We start from the raw sequence: 20,750 nt of genomic DNA on the forward strand, positions 1-20,750 counted from the left end.
CTTTCCCCGGTTTTGTTGATCGATAAATTCAGTTTATCGGCCACAAAAATGCGCGCAAGCGAGCAGTCCCGGGCGTCTGCTGCTAATCGCCTAAAAATGCGATAGCTTCGGCAGGCGGCCCGAAGCGCTTGTATGATCGATGAGTTGCGCTGCGGAAAAAGCGGGGAGCGAGCGGGTGCGAAAAGTGCGCTGCCTGTGCATGACCGGCTAGGCGCAACACGAAAGATTGCTGCAGTTTTTGCGTTCGCGCAGGTAGCTTTTGGAAACACTTGGCGCTGAACGCACGCACCAGATCAGTGTCAGAAATAACCTACCCGGATCGACCGGGCCATGGCCCAGACGCAATAAGGGATCAGGAGAAAAGCACACATGTTGAAACACCACACGGCAGCGCTGCTGTTCTGCGCCGCAATCACCGCGCCTTTCAGCGCTTTTGCGCAAGGCACGCAGCCGCAGCCGGTCAAATGGGAGCTGCAGGTTTTACAGGATGGTCAGCAGATCGACAGCTTCACTGGCACGACCAGCGTCGGCCAGGCCCGCACCGATACCCATCATCACGTGGTAAAAAACAACGTAGGTTGCGCGGACAAACCCGCCGGCGATATTGACCTGCAGCGGACCCTCACCATTTCCCCCATCCACGCCAACAGCGACGACATCACGTTGCAGATCGACGCGCAGGAAACCTTACAAAGCAACACCGCGCCGTCGACCGCGGAGGGTTGCAAGCTGCCGCCCCAACCGCGTCAGGTCAGCGCCACGCATCCCGGGCTGGTTCTCAAGCCGGGCGAATGGTCGACGTGGCAGATCGTCGATAAAAATCCGTCGCTCACCTACAAGGTTCGTGCGACGCTGGCAACGGCTGCGCAGTAGCGCGCCGCGCGTCGAGACATTCGACGCCACCGCGTCCCACACCGCGCCGTTCAACTCCGCGGTCAATACATTCATCGAATGCGAAATCCAGAACATTTCAACTCCGGCATTCCCTCCGCTCACGAGATCCCCGACTTCGTGGCCGTGAGCTGGAACCTGCACAAGGGCCGCTCGCCGCTTGGCCTCCAGGCGTGGAGCGCGATGCAGCGCTGGGTCCAGTCGACTAAAGCCGATGCCTATTTCCTGCAGGAAGCCATGGCTCGACGGATGCCGCAGCCTGTGTTGGCAGCGAGCTTCGGCAATCCACTCGATGCCCCGGTCGATGACATCTGGCACTGCCAGGCAACAGAAATAGCAACGTCGCTCGATTTGCAGATCGCGCTCGGGCAGAACGTGTTCAAACCATCGTGGCGACATGGCAATGCGATTCTTTCGCCGCATCCGCTGGATCTGGGTGGACGGTGGGACATCTCGGCGCACAGGTTTGAGCGGCGCGGCTTGCTGGTCGCGCGCGCCACGTTTGCCGGGCGCTCGGTCACGCTGCTGTGCGCGCATCTCGCATTGACGCGGGCGGCACGGCTGCGGCAGATGAACTGGATCGCGTTGTGGATTTCAAAGGAAGCGCCTGTTGGGCCGCTCGTTTTGGCGGGCGACTTCAACGACTGGCGTAACGATTCGGTAGGGGTCTTCGGCGAACTCGGGATGAGCGAAGTGGCGACCATGCTCGGCGAATCCGGGCGGACCTATCCCGCGTTTTCACCCGCGCTCGCGCTCGACAAGATGTTCGTACGCGGAATGAAACCAGTTGAATGGATTACGCCGACGCAGGACACCGCATGGTTGTCCGATCATCTGCCGTATATGGCGAAGCTGCGGGTGGAGTAACTCGTCTTTTTAGTGACGGCCTGCAAATGACGCGGCAATCACGGCTTCTATCGCGGTGAAGGACACGGGTTTGACCAGGTGATGGTCGAAGCCGGCGTCGTGGGCTGCCTTCTTGTCACTGTCCGCGCCATATCCCGTCAGCGCGATCAGCAATGCGGATTTAGTCACCGAGCGCGTGCGCATCTCCCGCGCAACATCGAAGCCGTCCATGCCCGGCAAGCCGATATCCAGGATCACGACATCGGGCGCGAAGTCATCAACCATGGCAAGCGCGCTCGGGCCGTCATGCATCACGCGAACTTCGTGGCCGAGCGTTTCGAGCAACATCGACATGGCTTCGGCTGCATCGACGCTGTCATCGACGAGCAATACCCGGCGCGGTTGTGTGGATTCGCCTGGCGCGCTGTCGGTCATCATCATGGTGGTACTTTCCTGGATTTTTGAGAATGCTGAAGGTGCTCGCGCGCTGAGCGAATCAGGCGCGCGGACAATTTCAGGATGATACCGGGAAAGTGGATTCACTCCGTCTGGCGGTAGATTCGGCAGACTCGTGCGGCATCCAGCCGAAGCGCGCTTGCATCATTTCACCCGGCATCAACACCCCGCCGCCTACGTCTTCTCGCGGCGCGTCGAGGTTCAAGAAATCCACCGTGTTCGTGACAGGTTCCACGCACAACAGGTTCGGATGCGCCGACGGCGCGTACAGGACCATGTGATTGAACGGCTCATCGGCGTGAAGCGTCACGCTGCGGCGCTCATCCGGCCAGTCGATGGTCGCCGACCTCGACCAGCCCGCAAAGTTGTTGTCCAGATCGTAAGCATCGGCGGATAAGCCTTCCGGCGACGCCAACGCATCGACGCACGGATGCGCGCCAAGCTTTGTCGGCAGGAGATCCTGTGTGGCGTGCCACATTGCGCGGGCGTTGGTGTGGATACGTGTGGCCGGCGTCCGAGGGTAATAAGGATGATGACCCATGCCGAACGGCATAGGCTGATCGGCGAGATTGCGTATCCGCATGGTGACGAACAAGCCTGAATCATCGAGTTCGAAACGCTGCGTGGCTTCGTATCGATACGGCCAGTGATGCGCCGGTTCGCTGCCGGGCTCGTGGTTCAGATGCAATTCCACCATGGTCGATGAGACCAAACCCACGCGCCACGGCCGCCGCCACGCGTGTCCATGCAGCGCGTGATCGAATGCGTTGCCATCGGCGGATAGATCGACCTCACGGCCATCGAAAGCAAAACGCGCATCGCGCAGCCGGTTGCAGTACGGCAGCAACGGAAAGCTCGCCATGCCGAGCGGGTTGCACGCAGCGAGCGCGTCGGCCGAAGCGGGGCGCAGCCAATGCAACTCGGTGCGACCATTGGCATTGGCATTGGCATTGGCATTGGCGTTGGCGTTGCCGCCATCCCGCAGATCGTAGAACGCCGCGATCGCGCCGCCGACGTGCGGCGCCAGCAACACTCGCCGATCCTCAAAGCGTAGTTCGATCAGCGCAGCGTCATTCAACGCCAGGCGAAACGCGTCGTCAGCGATCGGCGCGCGCTGAATGGACTGGGCGGCGGCGCTTTCACCCGCGCCTTCGTGGCGATCGGCGTTCAATATGCGAACCGCTGATAACTTTCGTCGAAGGTCCGCGGCGTCTTGTCGACTTGCGGGCTATAACGCAGCAGCCGTTTCGCGCGGGCGGGCAGCGCGGCGAACACATCGCGCGGCACTTGCACCTGCACTTCCGGCCTGAAATACCACGAACGGCTATAACCAATCACGACCATCGGACGCGGGGTATCGGTGAAATTCGGTGTGCCGCGATGCAAACCGCGCACGTCGCGGATCATCACGTCGCCGAGTTGCATCGGGACGCGTTCTGCTGGAAAACGGCCATCCGCCAAACCAGCGAGCGCTTCCTCACGCGATAACCGATGCGTCCCACGCGTGGTTTCCAGCGACCCGTTCTCCCCATTCACATCGATAAGCGGAAAATTCACCGCCAACTGAAACGATGGCGTTTCCGGCAGGCCATCGAACAAAGGCGGCGTGTCGCGATGCCAGTCCTGAAAGTCGGAGCCGCGCACGGGTGTATCGGTGGCGAGCTGGCACATCACGGGATCGGGACCGGCAATTCGCTCGACGATCCCCAGCACGTCGTCATCGCAGAAGATGGCAGGATCGGCGAACTCGCCTTCAAACGGCAACGTGACGTAATAGCGCCCGGGTCCTCGATTACCGCTGTCGCCCTGCTCGCGCGCCGCCGCTTCGTGCGGCTCGAAAAGGGGTGCGAAAGCCGCACGCCACGCTTCGAGCGTCGCACGCGGGAAATGGCTGTGCAGCAGCACAAAGCCGTCACGTTCGAAGTCCTCCGCAAACGCATCGCGAGCGCGCTCGTCGTAGCGGGCCATTGTTGTCTCCTTGTGTTGCGCCGCGTGAACCGGGCGCGGTCGGCACGCGAGGCTTTCATTGATCCGATAGCCCGCGCGCGCCCCGAGAATCGCACGATCGCCGCGAATTAGTCAATATTATTAGTAATAACACTTAGACCAGCCGGATCACCGATAAGAGCAATACAGGCAATGGTTTATGAGCGTTGTCGGTAGAAAATATTAGTGGTACCGTCGGCGGCATCCGCAGAACGTTTCAGCGCCACGCAACGACAACGCCGCCGCTTTTTCGCGGCCACAGACAATGAAAAAATCCACGCAACGCCGTCCGACGATGACCGACATCGCGAAGCTGACCGGCGTCTCGCAATCGACCGTTTCGCTCGTGCTGAACAACGCGACCAGCGCGAAATTCTCCGATGCTACGCGCAACAAGGTACTGAAGGCGGCACAGGATCTCGGCTACCGGATGACGGCCCGCGAACCGCTGGACGCGGCGATTGGGGCGAACGAGAAGAACTTGATCGTATATCTCGCCGATGAGATTTCCACGAGCCCGCATCCGGTGGTGAACATCGACGGCGCACGCGATACAGCGTTCGCAAACGGCCGGATGCTTGCTGTTTACTCGACCCACGGCAACGCAGAGATCGAGCAGCAAGTACTCGACGCCACGCTGACGAATCCCAACGTGCTCGGCGTGATTTACGCAACGGTTTATACCCGCAAGGTGATCTTGCCGGCTGCGCTTTCAAAGGTCCCGACGGTCCTGCTGAACTGCTACACAAGCGATTCCGAGCTTTCGTCGGTGGTGCCGGCGGAAGTCACGGGCGGCCATACCGCGACGGAATACCTGCTGAACGCGGGGCATCGAAGAATTGGGTATGTGAATGGCGAGCCCTGGCAGGACGCGGCGCGCGACCGCCTGAAAGGCTATCGGATGGCGCTCTCGACTGCGGACCTTCCGTTCGCCGCTGAACTGGTGCGCGAAGGCGACTGGAGCTCGGGTTCGGGCTTCGAGCAAACGCTCTCTCTCATGCGCCAATCCAATCCGCCGACAGCCATTTTCTGCGCGAACGATTTGATGGCGCTGGGCGCAATTGAGGCGCTGAAACAGCTTGGATTGCGCGTGCCGGAAGACGTGTCCGTACTCGGCTACGACGATCAGGAAATCGCCCGGCATACCCATCCACCGCTCTCCACGGTCGTCCTGCCCAACTATGAACTGGGCCGATGGGCCGTCGAAACACTGCTGCAAGAGGAGCACAACCGCGCCGCCGGTGCACCGGTACGCCGGCGCACGGTGAAGCTCGACGGACCGCTGGTGGAACGCGCATCGGTAAGGGTAATTACCGTGGCAAAACAGCCCGCAATTAATAATATTAGCGATTGACCAATAATAAAATACGGTGGAATAATCATCGCACCCCGACTTATTGAGATGAAGCGGCGAGGACGGAAAACACCGTAGGACCAACCACTTAAAAAAGCAGGACCATCCATACCGGAGGAAGACATGCTGTCGCTTGAAAACTTCAACAAACGCAAATTCCCGTTGCGCGTGCTGGCCACGTCGGCGCTCGCGCTGTCGATGGTGGCGGGCGTAAGCATCGCCCACGCCGACGACTCTCCCCTGCCGAAACTCGCGAACAAGAAACCCTTGCGCGTCGGCTTCGCTCAGACGGAAAGCAACAACCCGTGGCGTCTCGCCGAAACCAAGAGCTTCAAGGACATCGCGGCGAAGTGCGGCTGGCAGATGGTGATGACCGACGCGAACAGCTCGGCATCGAAACAGGTCGCCGACATCCAGAGCATGATCGCGCAGCACGTCGATTTGATCGTGTTCCCGCCGCGCGAAGAAAAGCCGCTCGCGCCAATCGTGCTGCAGGCAAAGAAGGCGGGGATTCCGGTGATCCTGGTGGACCGTAACGTGGATCAATCGGTGGCGAAAGCGGGCCAGGACTACATCACGTTCATCGGCTCTGACTTTATCAACCAGGGACAGCGCGCGGCCGACTGGCTGGTCAAGTCGACCGGCGGCAAGGCCAAGATCATCGAGCTGGAAGGATCGACGGGCGCGTCCGCGGCGAACGATCGCAAGAAAGGGTTTGACGACGTGATCGCGAAGAATCCGGGCATGCAGATCATCGCGTCGCAAAGCGGCGACTTTGCCCGCGACAAGGGCCGTCAGGTCATGGAAACGCTGCTTCAGGCGCATCCCGATGTCACCGCCGTCTACGCGCACAACGACGAAATGGCGCTCGGCGCGATTGCCGCAATCAAGGCGGCCGGCAAGCAGCCGGGCAAGGACATCACCATTGTGACGATCGACGGGACGAAGGGCGGCATGGACGCCATCGCGGCCGGCGAACTCGGTGCCAGCGTGCAGTCGAGCCCGTTCTTCGGCCCGCTCGCGTGCGACGTGGCGCAGAAATTCGCGAAGGGCGAAACGGTCCCGCCGTGGGTGAAAGTCTCCGACCGCTTCTACGATAAAAGCAACGTGCAGCAGAGCATGCAGTACGGTTATTGAGCGGACACGTTCAGTGAACGTGTAACGCTTGGTCGACAGAGCAACGAAGGTGTTCGAAGCGGCGCGCCCCGTCTTTCGCGGGCCGTCGCTTCTTTTGTATCCGGCGCGCGCAAACGCATTCAGCATTCATTGCGTGAAACCAACCGCCAGGGAGACGCACTAGATGAACACGCCGAATTCTGGATCCCCCCTGCTCGAAATGCAGGACATCGACATCAGCTTTGGTGGCGTGGCCGCGTTGCGGCACGCGCGGCTTTCTGTGTCGGCGGGAGAGGTGCATGCGCTGATCGGGCAGAACGGCGCGGGTAAATCGACGCTGATCAAGATCCTCACGGGTGCATACCGGCGCTCGGCGGGCACGATTCGTTTCGATGGCCGCGAAGCCGATTTCCGCAGCCCGAAAGAAGCGCGCGAAGCCGGTATCAGCACGATCTATCAGGAGATCAATCTTGTCCCGTTCCGCTCGATTGCCGAGAACATCTTTCTCGGGCGCGAGCCGCGCCGGTTTGGGTTGATCGACTGGAAGACGATTCATCGTCGTGCGCAGGAATTGCTCGACTCGTTTGGCTTGCAGATCGATGTAAGCAAACCCGTGCGTGAGTTTTCGACGGCTATCCAGCAGATGGTGGCGTTGGCGCGGGCGGTATCGTCGGAAGCGAAGATGGTCATCATGGACGAATCCACGTCCTCGCTCGATGAACGCGAAGTCGAATTGCTGTTCACCGTGGTGCGGCGCTTAAGGGACGACGGCCGCGCGGTGATTTTTGTGTCGCATCGGCTGGATGAGTTGTATGCGCTGTGCGATCGCGTCACGGTCATGCGCGACGGGCAAACCGTCGCGGAAAGCCCGATGGCCGCGCTCGACAAGTTGCAACTCGTCACCACCATGCTTGGCCGCACGCTTGCGGCCGTGGTGCACGAGGACAGCGCGGTCAAGGAAGCCAACCTCGCCAAACGCGGTTCGACGGCGATCAGCGCAACGAACCTCGGCGCGGGCGCGAAGGTGACGGACGTATCGCTTGATGTCCACGCGGGCGAGGCCGTAGGTCTGGCCGGTCTGCTTGGCTCGGGCCGCACGGAAACCATGCGGTTGATGTTCGGCGCGGATTCGACCGAACGCGGGTCGCTTTTCATCGATGGCAAGCCGGTCACGCTCAAGTCGCCGCAAGACGCCATTGCGCGCGGGATTGCGTATCTCACCGAGGATCGCAAGGGCGAAGGCATCGTGCCCGAGCTGTCCGTGCGCGACAACCTCACGCTCGTGTGCCTGCGCACGCTGACTAGACGCGGCGTAGTCGATGTCGCAAAGCAGCGCGAGATAGTGGATCGGTTTATCGAATCGCTGGGGATCAAACTGCGGTCGCCCGATCAGCCGATACGCGAACTCTCGGGCGGCAATCAGCAGAAGGTTTTGCTCGCACGCTGGTTGGCGACGAACCCCAGTTTGCTGCTGCTCGATGAACCCACGCGAGGGATCGATGTCGGCGCTAAAGCCGATGTTGCGAAGATCATCCGCGAGCTGCGCGACTCGGGGCTGGCGGTGTTGCTGTCGGCATCCGAGCTCGAAGAGCTCACTGCCGTGGCCGATCGCGCTGTTGTGATCCGCGATGGCAGGACCGTCGCCGAACTGGATGGTGCGCGCATGAGCGAGGCGTCGATCATGGATGCGATCGCGTATGGGTCCGGAGAAGAGTCCGCGCTGGTGGAAGCGATCGATGCCAAAGAAGGTCAGCCATGAATCAGAAAACGCAACCGGCAACCGCCGCGCCGCTTGTACAGAACGCGCCGAAGAAAAAGCATCGGATAACGATCCAGCGCGAGATCGCCGTGCTGCTCGCCATGATCCTGTTCAACCTGCTCTTCACGCAGCACTTCTGGTCGCTGCAGACCTTCAACGTTAACCTCACGCAAGTGGTGACGATCGTGATCGTCGGCATTGGGATGACGCTGGTCGTGGCGACGGGCGGTATCGATTTATCGGTAGGCGCTTCAATGGCGATTGCCGGTTCGCTCGCGCCGATGATCTTCATGAACGTCGCCGGGCCATTCGGCATTGCACTAGCCTTTGTCTTGCCCGTCATGGCCGCGGCCCTCTGCGGTGTGTTCAACGGCTTCCTCGTCACGAGGCTTTCTGTACAGCCCATTGTCGCGACACTGGTGCTGTTCATCGCAGGACGCGGCATTGCGCAGGTGTTCACCGATGGCAGCCTGCAAGCGTTCGATAACCCCGCGTTCCAGTGGATCGCGCTGGGCCGCGTGGCGGGCGTGCCGGCGCAAGTGTTCCTGATGCTCGCGCTCGTGGCGTTGTTCGCGTGGATCGTGCGCAAGACCTTGTTCGGCCAGTACCTGCTTGTGACCGGCGGGAACGAACAGGCCGCGTACCTGAGCGGCATTCCAACGGCGCGCGTGAAAATGATTGCGTACACGTTGTGCGCGGCGCTGGCGGGGCTGGCAGGGTTGATATCGATATCGGTCAATTCCTCGTCGGACGCCAATGTGATCGGCCTCGGCTCCGAGCTCGATGCCATTGCGGCAGTGGCCGTGGGCGGCACGGCGTTGACGGGCGGCAGAGCGTACATAGTGGGGACGCTGATTGGTGCGCTGATCATCCAGTTGCTCCGATACACGCTGCTCGCACACGGCATTCCCGATGCCGCCGCGCTCGTGGTGAAAGCCGGCATCATCATCGCTGCGGTGTATGTGCAGCGGCGCCATCGATAGGGAAACATCGACATGAAAAAGAACCTTCCTATTTTGCTGGCGTTAGCGGCCTTGCTCGTACTCGGCGTGCTTCGATACGACCACTTCGCATCGGCCTACAACATCAACTCGTTCTGGCGATACAACTCGATGTTCGCGTTGATATCGGTAGGCATGGCGTTTGTGATCATCACGGGCGGTATCGATTTGTCGGTGGGAACGGTGGCTGCGCTGGCGAGCGTGGTGGCCGCGCTGGCGAGCCCGCATGGCGGTCTGGTCGCAGTGCTTGCGGGCGCGGGCGCGGGGCTCGCGATAGGCGTATTGAATGGCATCGTGATCACGCACATGCGGATCTTGCCGTTTATCGTGACATTGGCGACCAGCCTGGGGGCGCATGGGTTGGCGTTGCTGCTGGGACATAACGATGCCGTATCGATCGCGCCTACTTCCAGTTTCGGCAACTTCGGCCAAGGGGATTTTTGGGGCTTGCCGATACCGGGAATCGTGGCGGCGGTGGTAGCCGTTTTGGGCTGGCTCGCCTTGAGAAGCACGCGCTTCGGACGACACGCGCTGGCAATAGGCGGCAGTGAAGAAGCCTCGCGTTTGATGGGCTTGAATGTGGACAGGACGCTGGTTGCCGTCTATGCATTGAGCGGTTTGCTGGCCGGCCTTGCGGGCGCGATATTGGCTGCCCAATTCGGCGCAGGGCAACCGAACGAAGGGGTGGGCTGGGAGCTGTTCGCGATATCGGCGGTGGTGCTTGGCGGGACGTTATTGACCGGCGGGCAAGGATCGATCGCGATGACCATTGCCGGCGTCGCGCTGCTGGGTTTGGTGTTCAATCTGCTGAACTTTGAGAATGGATTGGGCTTTATCAGCCTGTCGGCGTATTGGCAATCGGTGATACGCGGCGTGTTCTTGTTGCTGGTGATCGTGCTGCAAGCGCGCGTGCTGAAGAAGCGGGTGACGGTGACAAAGCTGGCTCATTGAATGGATAAGCCGCCACGCAACGTGGCGGCTTATAAGAATAGGTGAGCAAGTTTCAGGAAAGAGAATCTGCTAAGTTACTGACACTGATCCAGCAGAAAGCCCGAAGGCGAAAATTACCGCCATGTTCGACCTCTTCGACGACATTCCCAAGCCTGACATCGTATGGTTGCCTGACTGGCTGGACGCGCCGAGTGCATCGGACACGCTAGCGGCTTTACTCGATGAAATCACCTGGCAACAGGACTCAATGAACACGCCCGCCGGCAAGATTCCCTTCCCGCGTTTGACCGCGTGGCAGGGAGATCACGGCGCGGTGTATGTGTACTCAGGTATTCGCAACGTCCCGAAGCCGTGGACGCCGACCGTGCTGGCGCTGAAGACGCACGCGGAAGAAACATCCAAAACCCGCTTCAACAGCGTGCTGATCAATCGCTACCGCACGGGCCAGGACAGCATGGGCTGGCATGCCGACAAGGAGCCCGAACTCGGGCCACAACCGGTGATCGCGTCGGTGAGTCTGGGCACGACGCGGACCTTCGAGTTCCGGCATACGAAGACGCGGCAAACGCATACGCTTCAACTCACGCACGGAAGCTTGCTCATCATGCAGGGGCGCACTCAACTTGACTGGGCCCATAGAGTGCCGAAAGAACCGGAAGCCCGCGGAGAACGGATCAATCTGACGTTCAGATATGTGGACTCATCGGCGGCGCTGAAGCGTTCGTAGACCTGCTCACCGCTTCGCGACGAAATCAATCTCGACGAGCGCATCACGAGCCAGTCCCGTTACTCCAACACACGTCCTAGCCGGCAACGGCTTAGGCAAAAAGTAGCTCTTATACACCTCGTTCATCGCGGCGTAATCACGTTTGAATTCGGTCAGGAAAATCCGCACGCTGACCACGTTATCCAGCGACAACCCTATCCCTTCCAGCACAAGAATCAGGTTATCCATCACCCGGCGCGTCTGCGCTTCCACACCTTCGGGCAAGGGTTTGGTGTCATCGGCGGGATCGGTCGGCATTTGGCCAGTGAGGAACACCCAGCCATCCGCTTCGGCCGCGTGAGAAAAAGGACCGACCGGCGTGGGCGCGGTATCGACCATGGAAAAGGTGGGCAGCGTCATCGTGTCTCCTTAAAAAGTACAGGCCGTTACCGTAACGGATCAAAAATCCGGCCGCTGGGCCTGACGATCACAACGCTCGACGGCTTGCGGCACTATCAAATTTCGGCGACAAGCATCCACCCGCAAACATCCCTTCATTTTCATTACATTGCGACGGCATGCGCCTTGCTCTAGTCGAGCATCACAGGACGATCCCATGCCCAAGAAAAAGAAATTCAAGCTTCCCAGCCCCAATGATCGTCTGGCGCTCCTGAATGAGCGCCGCAACATGAAAATGGCTGAATCCGCGCATGCTTACGTCCGCGGCGCCACGACCAAGTTCTATGAATGGCTCGACGGCATTGAAGGTCACTCGCTGCCCGAAGGGCCGGCTATCTGGATCTGCGGCGATTGCCACACAGGCAATCTCGGACCCATTGCCAACGCCGACGGCCGCGTGGAGATCCAGATCCGCGATCTCGACCAGACCGTGATCGGCAACCCGGCGCACGACATCATCCGGCTGGGGTTATCGCTGGCAACGGCCGCGCGCGGCTCCGACCTGCCCGGCGTCACGACAGCACGCATGATGGAAGCACTCGCGCAAGGCTATGAACATGCCTTCGACCGTTCCAGCCGTCGCTCCGCCGAGGACACAAAACCCGAAGAAGTACGGGTGATGATGAAGGAAGCCGTGCGCCGCACGTGGCAGCAACTGGCGATCGAACGCATTGAAGACATTGAACCGAGCATTCCCCTCGGCAAGCGTTTCTGGCCGCTCGAAAAAACCGAGCGCGCCGAAATAAAGGCGTTGTTCCAGCAGCGCGAGATTGCCAATATCGCAACCGCCCTGCGCAAGGACGCCGACGAAGAAAAGGTCACCGTAATCGATGCCGCGTATTGGGTGAAAGGCTGCAGCTCGCTCGGCCGGTTGCGGTACGCGGTGTTGCTGGACATCGATGGCGGCGCGATAGAGGGCGACGATCTTTGCCTCATCGATATCAAGGAAGGCGTGAAGGCCGCCGCACCGCGTTATACGGATGCGGACTCGACCAAGCGCATGCCACGCGATAACGCCGAACGTATTGTGGAAGGAGCACGGCATCTGACGCCGTGGCTGGGAGAGCGGATGCGCTCCGCGCGTTTGAACGACCGGTCGGTGGTAATTCGCGAGTTGTTGCCGCAGGACATGAAGCTGACGGTCGAGCAATTGACGCAGGATGAAGCGATGAAGGCAGCGCGCTTCCTGGCGATGGTGGTTGGCAAAGCGCACGCAAGGCAGATGGATTCGGCACAGCGACGCGCGTGGTTATCGGAGTTGCGCCGCGCTAAGTCGAAATCGCTCGATGCGCCGTCGTGGCTTTGGAAAAGTATCGTGGAGTTGGTGAGCAGCCACGAAGCCGGTTATCTTGAACATTGTCGGCGGTATGCGCTGGGGTCGGCTTCTTAACGGAAGCTGCGTTCATCGGCCTACAAAAAGAAGGGCTGTTCCAAGTAGCGTTGGAACAGCCCTTCTTTTCTTTGTACAAGCCGTCTTGATGTTTGACGACCGATCAGAGGATCGATCGACACTTACTCAATAGCCGTAGCCGCGGCGTTCGCGCTCATGATTCTCGCGCCACTGTTCATGACGCCATTCGCGGCGATGCCATTCACGTTCGCGCCATGCCTCGTCGCGATAACCACCGTAACCGCCGTATCCATACCCCACGACAACAGGCGGCGGTGCGACATACACCGGCGCTGGCGCGTAGTAACCCGGTACGCCGATCCCCACGGCGACATCCACATGCGCCGACGCCGCCGCCGACACCATCAATACACTCAAGCCCAGTACTGCACCCAGGATCTTCTTGTTCATTGCGTCTCTCCGTGCACATGGTGTGCAAACGTGTTGTTTACGTCACCGAGTGTAGGGAGAGCGCTCTGATACAAGTGCTACCGGAATACGATAAAGGTAACCAAGCGTATCTGTTACTAGAACCCCGCCGCCAGCCCGTCCCTGCGGCTATCGCTCGCCGCCACATACCCGCGCTCAGGATCGTCGCGGTCCAGCTTCCAGATGTACTGACCCGAACCGAAGTCCATATAAGGGTCGTCGACGGATTCGATCGTGTGTCCCATCGCTTGAAGCGCCTGCACCGTTTCGCGATCAAGCGTCGATTCCACATCGACGGTGAAATCGCGATTCACCTTCCAGCGCGGAGCATCACAAGCGGCTTGCGGTTGCTGACCGTAATCGAGCAAACGCACGATGGATTGCAGATGGCCTTGCGGCTGCATATCGCCGCCCATCACGCCAAAGCTCATCACCGCTTCTTGCGTGCCGTTCACGTCCTGCGTGAGGAACGCAGGGATGATGGTGTGGAACGGCCGCTTGCCGCCTTCCACCACGTTCGCGGACTTCGGGTCCATAGAGAAACCAAAACCGCGGTTTTGCATCGCAATACCCGAATCGGGCACGACCACACCTGAGCCAAAACCCATGTAGTTCGACTGGATGAAACTCACCATCATGCCGCGCTCGTCCGCCACCGACATATAGATGGTCCCGCCCGCCGGCGGCATGCCGAAGTCGAAGTGCTTCGCCTTGTTCGGATCGATGAGTTTGGCGCGCTCGGTGAGATACGCGTCGTCGAGCATTTGCTCGGGCGTGACGTCCATGGAACGCGGATCGGCGACGTACTGATAGACATCGGCGAAAGCGAGCTTCATGGCTTCAATCTGCAAATGCTGCGATTCGATCTTGTCGACGGTCAGCGACTTCACATCGAATTTATCGAGGATGCCGAGCGCGATCAGCGCGGCAATGCCCTGCCCGTTCGGCGGAATTTCATGGACCGTATGTCCGCGATAATCCTTCGAGATCGGCTCGACCCAGTCGGCCTTGTAGTTACGCAGATCGGCAGCGGTCATCGCGCCGCCGCCCTGCTTCGCAAACGCCGCGATCTTCTCGGCAATCTCGCCTTCGTAGTACGCGCGCGGCCCGTGTTCGGCCAGCGCGCGCAAGGTCTTGGCATGACCGGGATAACGCATCAACTCGCTGATCTCCGGCGCACGGCCGCGTGGCATGAAGGTATCGGCGAAACCCGGCTGGTCTTTCAACTCGGGAATGGCCGCCGCCCATTTGTACGCAACGATGCTCGCCACCGCATGCCCACGCTCGGCAATTTCAATAGCCGGTTCCATCAGGTCACCGAACGGCAGCGAGCCGAACTTCGCGTGCAGCGCTTCCCATCCCGCGATCACGCCGGGCACGGTGACCGCATCCCAACCGCGCTTCGGCTGGTTCGCCAGGCCATTTTGCTCGCCGTATTTGTTCTTGAAGTAATCGACGTTCCACGCGGCCGGAGACACACCCGATGCGTTCAAGCCATGTAGCTTGGCACCGTCCCAGACGAGCGCGAACGCGTCGCCACCAAGGCCGCACGACACGGGCTCGACCAGCGTGATGGCTGCTGCTGCCGCGATAGCCGCATCGACGGCGTTACCGCCCTTCCACAACATGCGCAAGCCGGCTTGCGCGGCGAGCGGATGCGACGTCGAAACAATATTGCGCGCGAACACAGGCAAGCGCGGCGTGGGATAGGGGTTCTGCCAGTTGAAGCGGGTCATGGAAAACTCGTCTCTTGTGTGGTGAAAGTTGCTGAAGTCAAAGCTCGCGCGGATCGAGCGCGTCGCGCAATCCATCGCCGAGCAGGTTGAAGCCGAGTACGGCCAGGAAGATCGCGATGCCCGGGAAGATCGACATCCACGGCGCCTGGCTGACGAAGTCCTTCGCGGTGTTCAGCATCGATCCCCACGATGGCGCGGGCGGCAATTGCCCGAGGCCGAGGAACGACAGGCTGGCTTCCGCGATGATCGCCATGGCAACCGTGAGGCTGGCCTGCACGATGATGGGCGGCAGCACGTTCGGGAAAATATAGCGGACGATAATGCGGAAATGGCCGAGCCCGATCGCACGCGCACCTTCCACATAATCCTCCGCTTTGACGCTGATTGCCTGGCCGCGCGTGAGGCGCACGAAACGCGGCATGGCCGAGACGCCGATAGCGATCATCGCGTTGGTTAGGCTGGGTCCGAGGAACGCGGCCAGTGCGATCGCAAGGATCAGGAAAGGGATGGACAGCAAGGCGTCGGTGAAGCGCGAGATCACGCCATCGACCAGCTTGCCGAAGTAGCCTGCGAGCAAACCGAGCGGCACGCCAATCACGACCGCAATCCCCACCGACACCACGCCCGCCAGCAACGAAGCGCGGGCGCCCCACAGCAGGCGCGTGAGCACGTCGCGGCCGAGTTCATCGGTTCCAAACCAATGACTAGCCGATGGCGCTTGCCGCACCGTCATGAAGCTCGCCTGAATGGGATCGTAGGGCGAGAGCCACGGCGCGAAGATGGCTACGAGAATTACTAGCGACACAATCGCCGCGCCAGCCACAGCCGCACGATTGCGCATGAAGCGCCCTAACGCGCGATTGCGTTTGCGCGGCAGAGCTGCTGTTTCCACTTCCACAATAGTCGCCATCAGCTTTTCCTCAGCCGCGGATTGAGCAGGACGTATAGGACATCGGCGAACAGATTCACCACGATAAACCCTACCGCCGTGACCAGCACCACGCCTTGAACGACGGCGTAGTCGCGATTGAAAACCGCATCGACGACAAGCTTGCCGAAGCCAGGAATAGTGAACACTTGTTCCGTCAGAACCGCGCCTGCCAGCAACTCGCCGAACAGCAAAGCAAGCACCGTGACGATCGGAATCAGCGCGTTGCGAAAGCCGTGCTTGACCACGACCGTGCCGCGTAAAAGCCCCTTGGCGCGCGCAGTCCGAATGTAGTCGCTACGAAGAACGCTGAGCATCGCGCTACGCGTGTGGCGCATCAACTGCGCGCCGAGCGCTGCGCCCAACACGAACGCGGGCATCAGCATGGTCTTGATGCTCAACCAAAAGTCCTCGGTCGGCGACACGTATCCGGATGAAGGCAACAACTGCCATTTCACCGATACTAAAAAGATCAGGATGATCCCGAGCCAGAAATTCGGTATGGACATGCCCGTCAGCGCAAGAACATTAGCGCCGTAGTCGAGCGCTTTGCCCTTGTTCGCCGCCGATAAAACCCCCAGCGGCATGCCAATGCCAATCGCGAAGATCATCGCCATGACGGCCAGTTGCAGCGTCACCGGCAACTTCTGCGCGATGAGTTTGGTCACCGGCACATCGGTCCTGAGCGACGCGCCCAGATCGCCATGAAGAATGTCCTTCACCCACAGCGCGTATTGCACGGGCACGGGTTCATCGAGGTGATACTTCAGCCGCAACGTAGCTATGACCTGCGGGTTCTGGTCTTCGCCGGCCATCGCCATGACCGGATCGCCGGGTAGCATTTTCTGCAGGCCGAAGATCATCATCGACACCAGGATCAGTGTCGGGATTGCAACGAGCGCGCGGTTGGCGATGATTCGTATCATTAACGGACTACCCCTTGATGCTCACGCCACGCAGGCGGATCAGCCCGTCAGGGTATGGCGTAAAGCCCTGCACTTTCTTCGACAATGCGTACGGCCACGGCTGCGCGTAGAGGTAAACAATCGGGTCTTCGTCGGCGAGGATCTTTTGCGCGGCGTCATAGATCGGCTTGCGTTCGGCGACCGTCGCTTTCACACGCGCGTCGTCGAGCAGCTTGTCGACATCGGGATTGCAATAGCGCCCGTAGTTCAAATTGCCCTTGCACGTCACGAACTGATGCAGGTTGCCATCCGGGTCCGTGCGTCCCGACCAGCCGAGATACAGCAATTCGAAGTCGCCTTTCGTCGATGCATTCAGCGCAGCGGCGTAGTCAGTCGGACGCAGCTTCAGGTTGATGCCGGCCTCCGACAGCATGGCTTGCAGCATCTGCGCCATCTGGTTCGATACCGTGTTGTTACCAAAGGTCAGCTCCACATTAAGCTGCTCGAAACCCGCAGCCTTGAGCAACGCCTTCGCCTTCGGAATATCGCGTTTGGTTGTCTTGATCGATGCATCGAAGTACGGGCTGTTCGCCGGGATCGCCTGGCCTATCGGCGAGAAAATCCCGCCACCGATCACCTGGTTGATTGCATCGCGATCAATGGCAAGTTCGAACGCCTGGCGCACGCGTTTGTCCTTGAACGCCTTCGGCGCACGCGGTCCGTTCGAGATGTTGAACGTGAGATCGTAGAAGCCTAAGCCGCTCATCGAAATGAAGTTGAGATTCTTGTCGCTTTTCACCGAAGCCACATCGGACGGTGCAAGGCGTTCCAGCATGTCGAGCGAACCCGAACGCAGGTTCGCGAGGCGCACGGTGCTATCGGGAATCGGCTGAAAGATGACTTTCTGGATCGGGTATTTATCGGCGTCCCAGTAGCCCGCGAATTTCTGCAGCACTACACGGTCGTTCTGCACGCGCTCGACAAACTTGTACGGACCCGAGCAAACCGGATGCGTGGAAACGCCGGCGTCGTCGGTGAGGGTTTTCGGCGCGAGCATCATGCCGGCACGGTCAGTGAGTGTGGCGAGCAGCGCGGCGTCCGGCGCTTTCAACACGATCGCGACAGTGAATTCGTCGACCACATCCACATGATCGATAGAAGCTAGCTCGCTCTTGCGATTACTCGCGGGCATGGAACGCGCGCGGTCGAGATTCGCCTTCACGGCGGCGGCGTTGAACGGCTCGTCGTCGTGGAATTTCACGCCGTGGCGCAGCTTGAACGTAAGCGTTTTATTGTCCGCGCTCATGCTCCAAGAGGTCGCGAGCATGGGCACGATCTTTAGATCCGGGCCAATATCCACCAGCGAATTGCATAGCGAACTGAACACGATTCGATCGACAACCTGACTGCTGCGCGCCGGATCGAGCGAGCCAATGTCGTCCTGCAAACCAATCCGGATAGTCGAATTCGACTGAGCCATCACGGCGCTGGAGCTAGCCATACTCGCGGCGAGTGCCGCGGCCAAGAGAATCTTTCGCATCTGCATTTCCCCGTTTTTATCGTGTGTTCAATTGTTCTTTGATAGCGTCGTCAACCAGCGCCTGACGTTGCCGATACACCGCAAGCCGCTCGGTAAGCTTCGGGCTGACGATGGAAACAAGAGGCGCGCCGCCACCCGCGTTCTGGATCTCGCGCCAGAAATGGCAAGCGACCCGGTGGCCGTTCTCCAGCGTTTCGCTGACCGGTTGCTCGTTGGAGCAGCGTGAGCGCGCATGCGGGCATCGTGGATGAAAACGGCAGCCCGAAGGCGGTGCGGTCGGACTCGGCAGGTCGCCCGTCAAAGAAGGTTTACTGCGACGCTGACGCGGACTGCTTGCCGGAATCGCCTGCAATAAAGCCTGCGTATAAGGATGAAGCGGCTGGTCGAACAATACGTTCACATCCGCCATTTCCACGATTTCGCCGAGATACATCACCGCCACGCGATTGCTCATATGGCGGATCACCGCGAGGTCATGCGCGATCATGATCAGCGTCAGGCCAAGCTCCTGCTTCAGCGACTCCAGCAGGTTGATCACTTGGGCCTGCACGGAGACATCGAGCGCCGAGACGGGTTCATCGCCGACTATCAGTTTGGGCTCGCCCGCCAGCGCCCGCGCAATGCCAATACGTTGCCGTTGCCCGCCCGAAAACTCATGCGGATAACGTTCGGCATAACCGGGCTGCAATCCCACCGTGCGCAGCAAGTCGGCCACGCGCTCGTTAAGCGCGGAGCCCTTCGCGAGACCATGCAGCGCGATCGGCTCACCAATGATCTGCCCTACCGTCATGCCTGGATTCAGCGACGCAAACGGGTCCTGAAAGATAATCTGCATCTCGCGACGCAAACGGCGCATAGGCTCGGTGCCCAGATGCGTAATGTCCTTGCCTTCATAGATCACGCGGCCTTCGGTGCTATCGATAAGACGCAGCAACAGGCGCCCGAGCGTCGATTTGCCGCAACCCGATTCCCCGACAATGGCAAACGTCTCGCCCTTCTGCACGGAGAACGAGACACCGTTCACGGCGTAGACCGTCGGCGTACGCGTGAACAGGTTGCGCGTCCCGCCGAAGTGCTTGGTCAGTTCCTTCGCTTCAATAATGGGGACGTTGAGGTTCATGCCACCGCCCCATTGCGCGCGAATTCAACCGGCGCGACCCAGCATGCCACCCGGTGCGTTCCGTCCAGCCGCTTGTCCTTTGGCACCGCATCGATACACCTTTCCTCAACAAACGGACAGCGCGGCGCGAACCGGCAGCCTTTCGGCATCTGCTCAGGCGACGGCACGGAACCGCGAATGGTGGCGAGCGCGCCCTCGCGTTTTCCCACCGATGGAATCGCGCCCATCAATCCGATGGTGTACGGATGCTGCGGATCATCGAATATTTCGTTGACCGAACCATATTCCACGATCCGTCCCGCATACATCACCGCGACGTAATCGGCCACTTCGGCCACCACGCCGAGGTCGTGCGTAATCAATACCATCGCCGTGCCGGTTTCGGCTTGCAGGCTGCGCACCAGCAATAAAACCTGCGCCTGAATGGTGACGTCGAGTGCGGTCGTGGGTTCATCGGCGATCACCAACTGCGGGCGATTGGCCAGCGCCATCGCGATCATCACGCGCTGGCGCATGCCGCCGGACAACTCGTGCGGATACGCATCGAGTCGCGATTCCGGCGCTGGAATGCGCACGAGGCGCAGCATGTCCAGCGCTTCCTTGCGCGCCGCTGCGCCGCTCAAACCGCGATGCCGCTGCACGCATTCCGCGATCTGATGCCCGACGGTGAACGCGGGATTGAGCGAGGTCATCGGCTCCTGGAAGATCATCGACATCCGGTTGCCCCGGATATCGGCGAGTTCGCGTTCGCTCAGCGTGAAGAGATCGCGGCCGTCGAAAATCGCCTTCCCCGCGACAATATTGGCCGGCGGGCTGGGCAGCAAGCCCATTAACGCCAGCGACGTCACGCTTTTGCCGCACCCCGATTCCCCGACGATGCAAAGCGTTTCGCCCGCGTTCACGGAGAACGAGACGTCCTCGACGAGATTCGGGACATGCGCGGCGCGCGAGAATTTCAGCGAGAAACCGCTGACTTCGAGTACGGGATGCCCGGCAGGCGCATTGACCTGATCGTGGCGATCAGGCTGATTCACGGGCAGCTTGCTTAACGTCGACAAATTCAATACTCCGCTGCTGGGCAATACAGGCGGCTAACCGGTGGCCATTGTTTTCTCTCGGCGACAAAGCTGCCCGTCGCCAAAACTTTCAATGAAGTAATTATGTCGGCCCAAAAGCA

At 60.2% G+C, this 20,750-nt stretch carries 20 protein-coding genes; 9 read left to right on the forward strand and 11 right to left on the reverse strand.

Features of this window, described 5'->3' with window-relative positions; all coding sequences use genetic code 11:
• The first annotated feature begins 369 nt into the window (after positions 1-369).
• Both SBC1_RS16530 and SBC1_RS16535 read left to right on the forward strand, forming a co-directional pair.
• Positions 370-873 (forward strand): hypothetical protein, encoded by a 504-nt coding sequence (locus SBC1_RS16530; RefSeq protein WP_165092759.1) that lies wholly within the window; start codon positions 370-372, stop codon positions 871-873.
• A gap of 78 nt (positions 874-951) precedes the next feature.
• Complete coding sequence (locus SBC1_RS16535; RefSeq protein ID WP_165092760.1) at positions 952-1,758, forward strand: endonuclease/exonuclease/phosphatase family protein; 807 nt, start codon at positions 952-954, stop codon at positions 1,756-1,758.
• Between the two features lie 9 nt (positions 1,759-1,767).
• On the opposite strand, the gene SBC1_RS16540 is transcribed toward SBC1_RS16535, so the two are convergent.
• From SBC1_RS16540 to SBC1_RS16550, 3 genes are all read right to left on the reverse strand, one after another.
• Positions 1,768-2,178 (reverse strand): response regulator, encoded by a 411-nt coding sequence (locus SBC1_RS16540; RefSeq protein ID WP_165092761.1) that lies wholly within the window; start codon positions 2,176-2,178, stop codon positions 1,768-1,770.
• A gap of 73 nt (positions 2,179-2,251) precedes the next feature.
• Positions 2,252-3,364 (reverse strand): aldose 1-epimerase, encoded by a 1,113-nt coding sequence (locus tag SBC1_RS16545; RefSeq protein WP_371826741.1) that lies wholly within the window; start codon positions 3,362-3,364, stop codon positions 2,252-2,254.
• Positions 3,361-4,161, reverse strand: a complete 801-nt coding sequence (locus tag SBC1_RS16550; protein WP_165092762.1) for a phytanoyl-CoA dioxygenase family protein — start codon at positions 4,159-4,161, stop codon at positions 3,361-3,363. Before SBC1_RS16550 ends, SBC1_RS16545 begins: the two co-directional genes overlap by 4 nt.
• Before the next feature lie 283 nt (positions 4,162-4,444).
• On the opposite strand from SBC1_RS16550, the gene SBC1_RS16555 reads away from it, so the two are divergent.
• The 6 genes from SBC1_RS16555 to SBC1_RS16580 all read left to right on the forward strand — a co-directional run bounded on the left by SBC1_RS16555 (position 4,445) and on the right by SBC1_RS16580 (position 11,087).
• On the forward strand, positions 4,445-5,533 hold the full coding sequence (locus tag SBC1_RS16555; protein WP_241201966.1) for a LacI family DNA-binding transcriptional regulator: 1,089 nt from the start codon (positions 4,445-4,447) through the stop codon (positions 5,531-5,533).
• A 123-nt stretch (positions 5,534-5,656) separates the two neighbouring features.
• Positions 5,657-6,670 (forward strand): ABC transporter substrate-binding protein, encoded by a 1,014-nt coding sequence (locus tag SBC1_RS16560; protein ID WP_165092763.1) that lies wholly within the window; start codon positions 5,657-5,659, stop codon positions 6,668-6,670.
• A 163-nt stretch (positions 6,671-6,833) separates the two neighbouring features.
• On the forward strand, positions 6,834-8,408 hold the full coding sequence (locus tag SBC1_RS16565; protein WP_165092764.1) for a sugar ABC transporter ATP-binding protein: 1,575 nt from the start codon (positions 6,834-6,836) through the stop codon (positions 8,406-8,408).
• Entirely contained in the window at positions 8,405-9,391 is a 987-nt protein-coding gene (locus tag SBC1_RS16570) for an ABC transporter permease (RefSeq protein ID WP_165092765.1), read from the forward strand. Before SBC1_RS16565 ends, SBC1_RS16570 begins: the two co-directional genes overlap by 4 nt.
• A gap of 12 nt (positions 9,392-9,403) precedes the next feature.
• Positions 9,404-10,360 carry an ABC transporter permease gene (locus tag SBC1_RS16575; RefSeq protein WP_165988544.1) on the forward strand — a complete coding sequence of 319 codons (957 nt, stop codon included), beginning with the start codon at positions 9,404-9,406 and terminating at the stop codon, positions 10,358-10,360.
• A gap of 121 nt (positions 10,361-10,481) precedes the next feature.
• Positions 10,482-11,087, forward strand: a complete 606-nt coding sequence (locus SBC1_RS16580; protein ID WP_165092767.1) for an alpha-ketoglutarate-dependent dioxygenase AlkB — start codon at positions 10,482-10,484, stop codon at positions 11,085-11,087.
• 6 nt (positions 11,088-11,093) lie between these two features.
• Here the strand turns inward: SBC1_RS16580 and SBC1_RS16585 are convergent, their stop codons facing one another.
• Complete coding sequence (locus tag SBC1_RS16585; protein ID WP_165092768.1) at positions 11,094-11,486, reverse strand: RidA family protein; 393 nt, start codon at positions 11,484-11,486, stop codon at positions 11,094-11,096.
• 196 nt (positions 11,487-11,682) lie between these two features.
• Between SBC1_RS16585 and SBC1_RS16590 the strand changes: the two genes are divergently transcribed.
• On the forward strand, positions 11,683-12,915 hold the full coding sequence (locus SBC1_RS16590; protein ID WP_165988546.1) for a DUF2252 domain-containing protein: 1,233 nt from the start codon (positions 11,683-11,685) through the stop codon (positions 12,913-12,915).
• Positions 12,916-13,041: 126 nt separating this feature from the next.
• Here SBC1_RS16590 and SBC1_RS16595 read toward each other — a convergent pair whose 3' ends face one another.
• The 7 genes from SBC1_RS16595 to SBC1_RS16625 all read right to left on the reverse strand — a co-directional run bounded on the left by SBC1_RS16595 (position 13,042) and on the right by SBC1_RS16625 (position 20,607).
• A complete protein-coding gene (locus SBC1_RS16595; RefSeq protein WP_165092770.1) occupies positions 13,042-13,326 on the reverse strand; it encodes a hypothetical protein in 285 nt (94 codons plus the stop codon).
• A 116-nt stretch (positions 13,327-13,442) separates the two neighbouring features.
• A complete protein-coding gene (gene ggt, locus SBC1_RS16600; RefSeq protein WP_165988548.1) occupies positions 13,443-15,080 on the reverse strand; it encodes a gamma-glutamyltransferase in 1,638 nt (545 codons plus the stop codon).
• Between the two features lie 37 nt (positions 15,081-15,117).
• On the reverse strand, positions 15,118-15,990 hold the full coding sequence (locus tag SBC1_RS16605) for an ABC transporter permease (RefSeq protein ID WP_165092772.1): 873 nt from the start codon (positions 15,988-15,990) through the stop codon (positions 15,118-15,120).
• Positions 15,990-16,934: an ABC transporter permease gene (locus SBC1_RS16610; protein WP_165092773.1), complete on the reverse strand. Its 945-nt coding sequence runs from the start codon at positions 16,932-16,934 to the stop codon at positions 15,990-15,992. The genes SBC1_RS16605 and SBC1_RS16610 overlap by 1 nt, the downstream gene beginning before the upstream one ends.
• Positions 16,935-16,941: 7 nt before the next feature.
• Positions 16,942-18,453, reverse strand: a complete 1,512-nt coding sequence (locus tag SBC1_RS16615; protein ID WP_165092774.1) for an ABC transporter substrate-binding protein — start codon at positions 18,451-18,453, stop codon at positions 16,942-16,944.
• 16 nt (positions 18,454-18,469) lie between these two features.
• The gene (locus tag SBC1_RS16620; protein ID WP_165988550.1) at positions 18,470-19,573 is read right to left on the reverse strand and encodes an ABC transporter ATP-binding protein; all 1,104 of its coding nucleotides are present in this window, start codon (positions 19,571-19,573) and stop codon (positions 18,470-18,472) included.
• Complete coding sequence (locus SBC1_RS16625; protein WP_165988553.1) at positions 19,570-20,607, reverse strand: ABC transporter ATP-binding protein; 1,038 nt, start codon at positions 20,605-20,607, stop codon at positions 19,570-19,572. The genes SBC1_RS16620 and SBC1_RS16625 overlap by 4 nt, the downstream gene beginning before the upstream one ends.
• Between the last annotated feature and the right edge of the window lie 143 nt (positions 20,608-20,750).

It is taken from the genome of Caballeronia sp. SBC1, from assembly GCF_011493005.1.
Classification (GTDB): Bacteria; Pseudomonadota; Gammaproteobacteria; order Burkholderiales; family Burkholderiaceae; genus Caballeronia.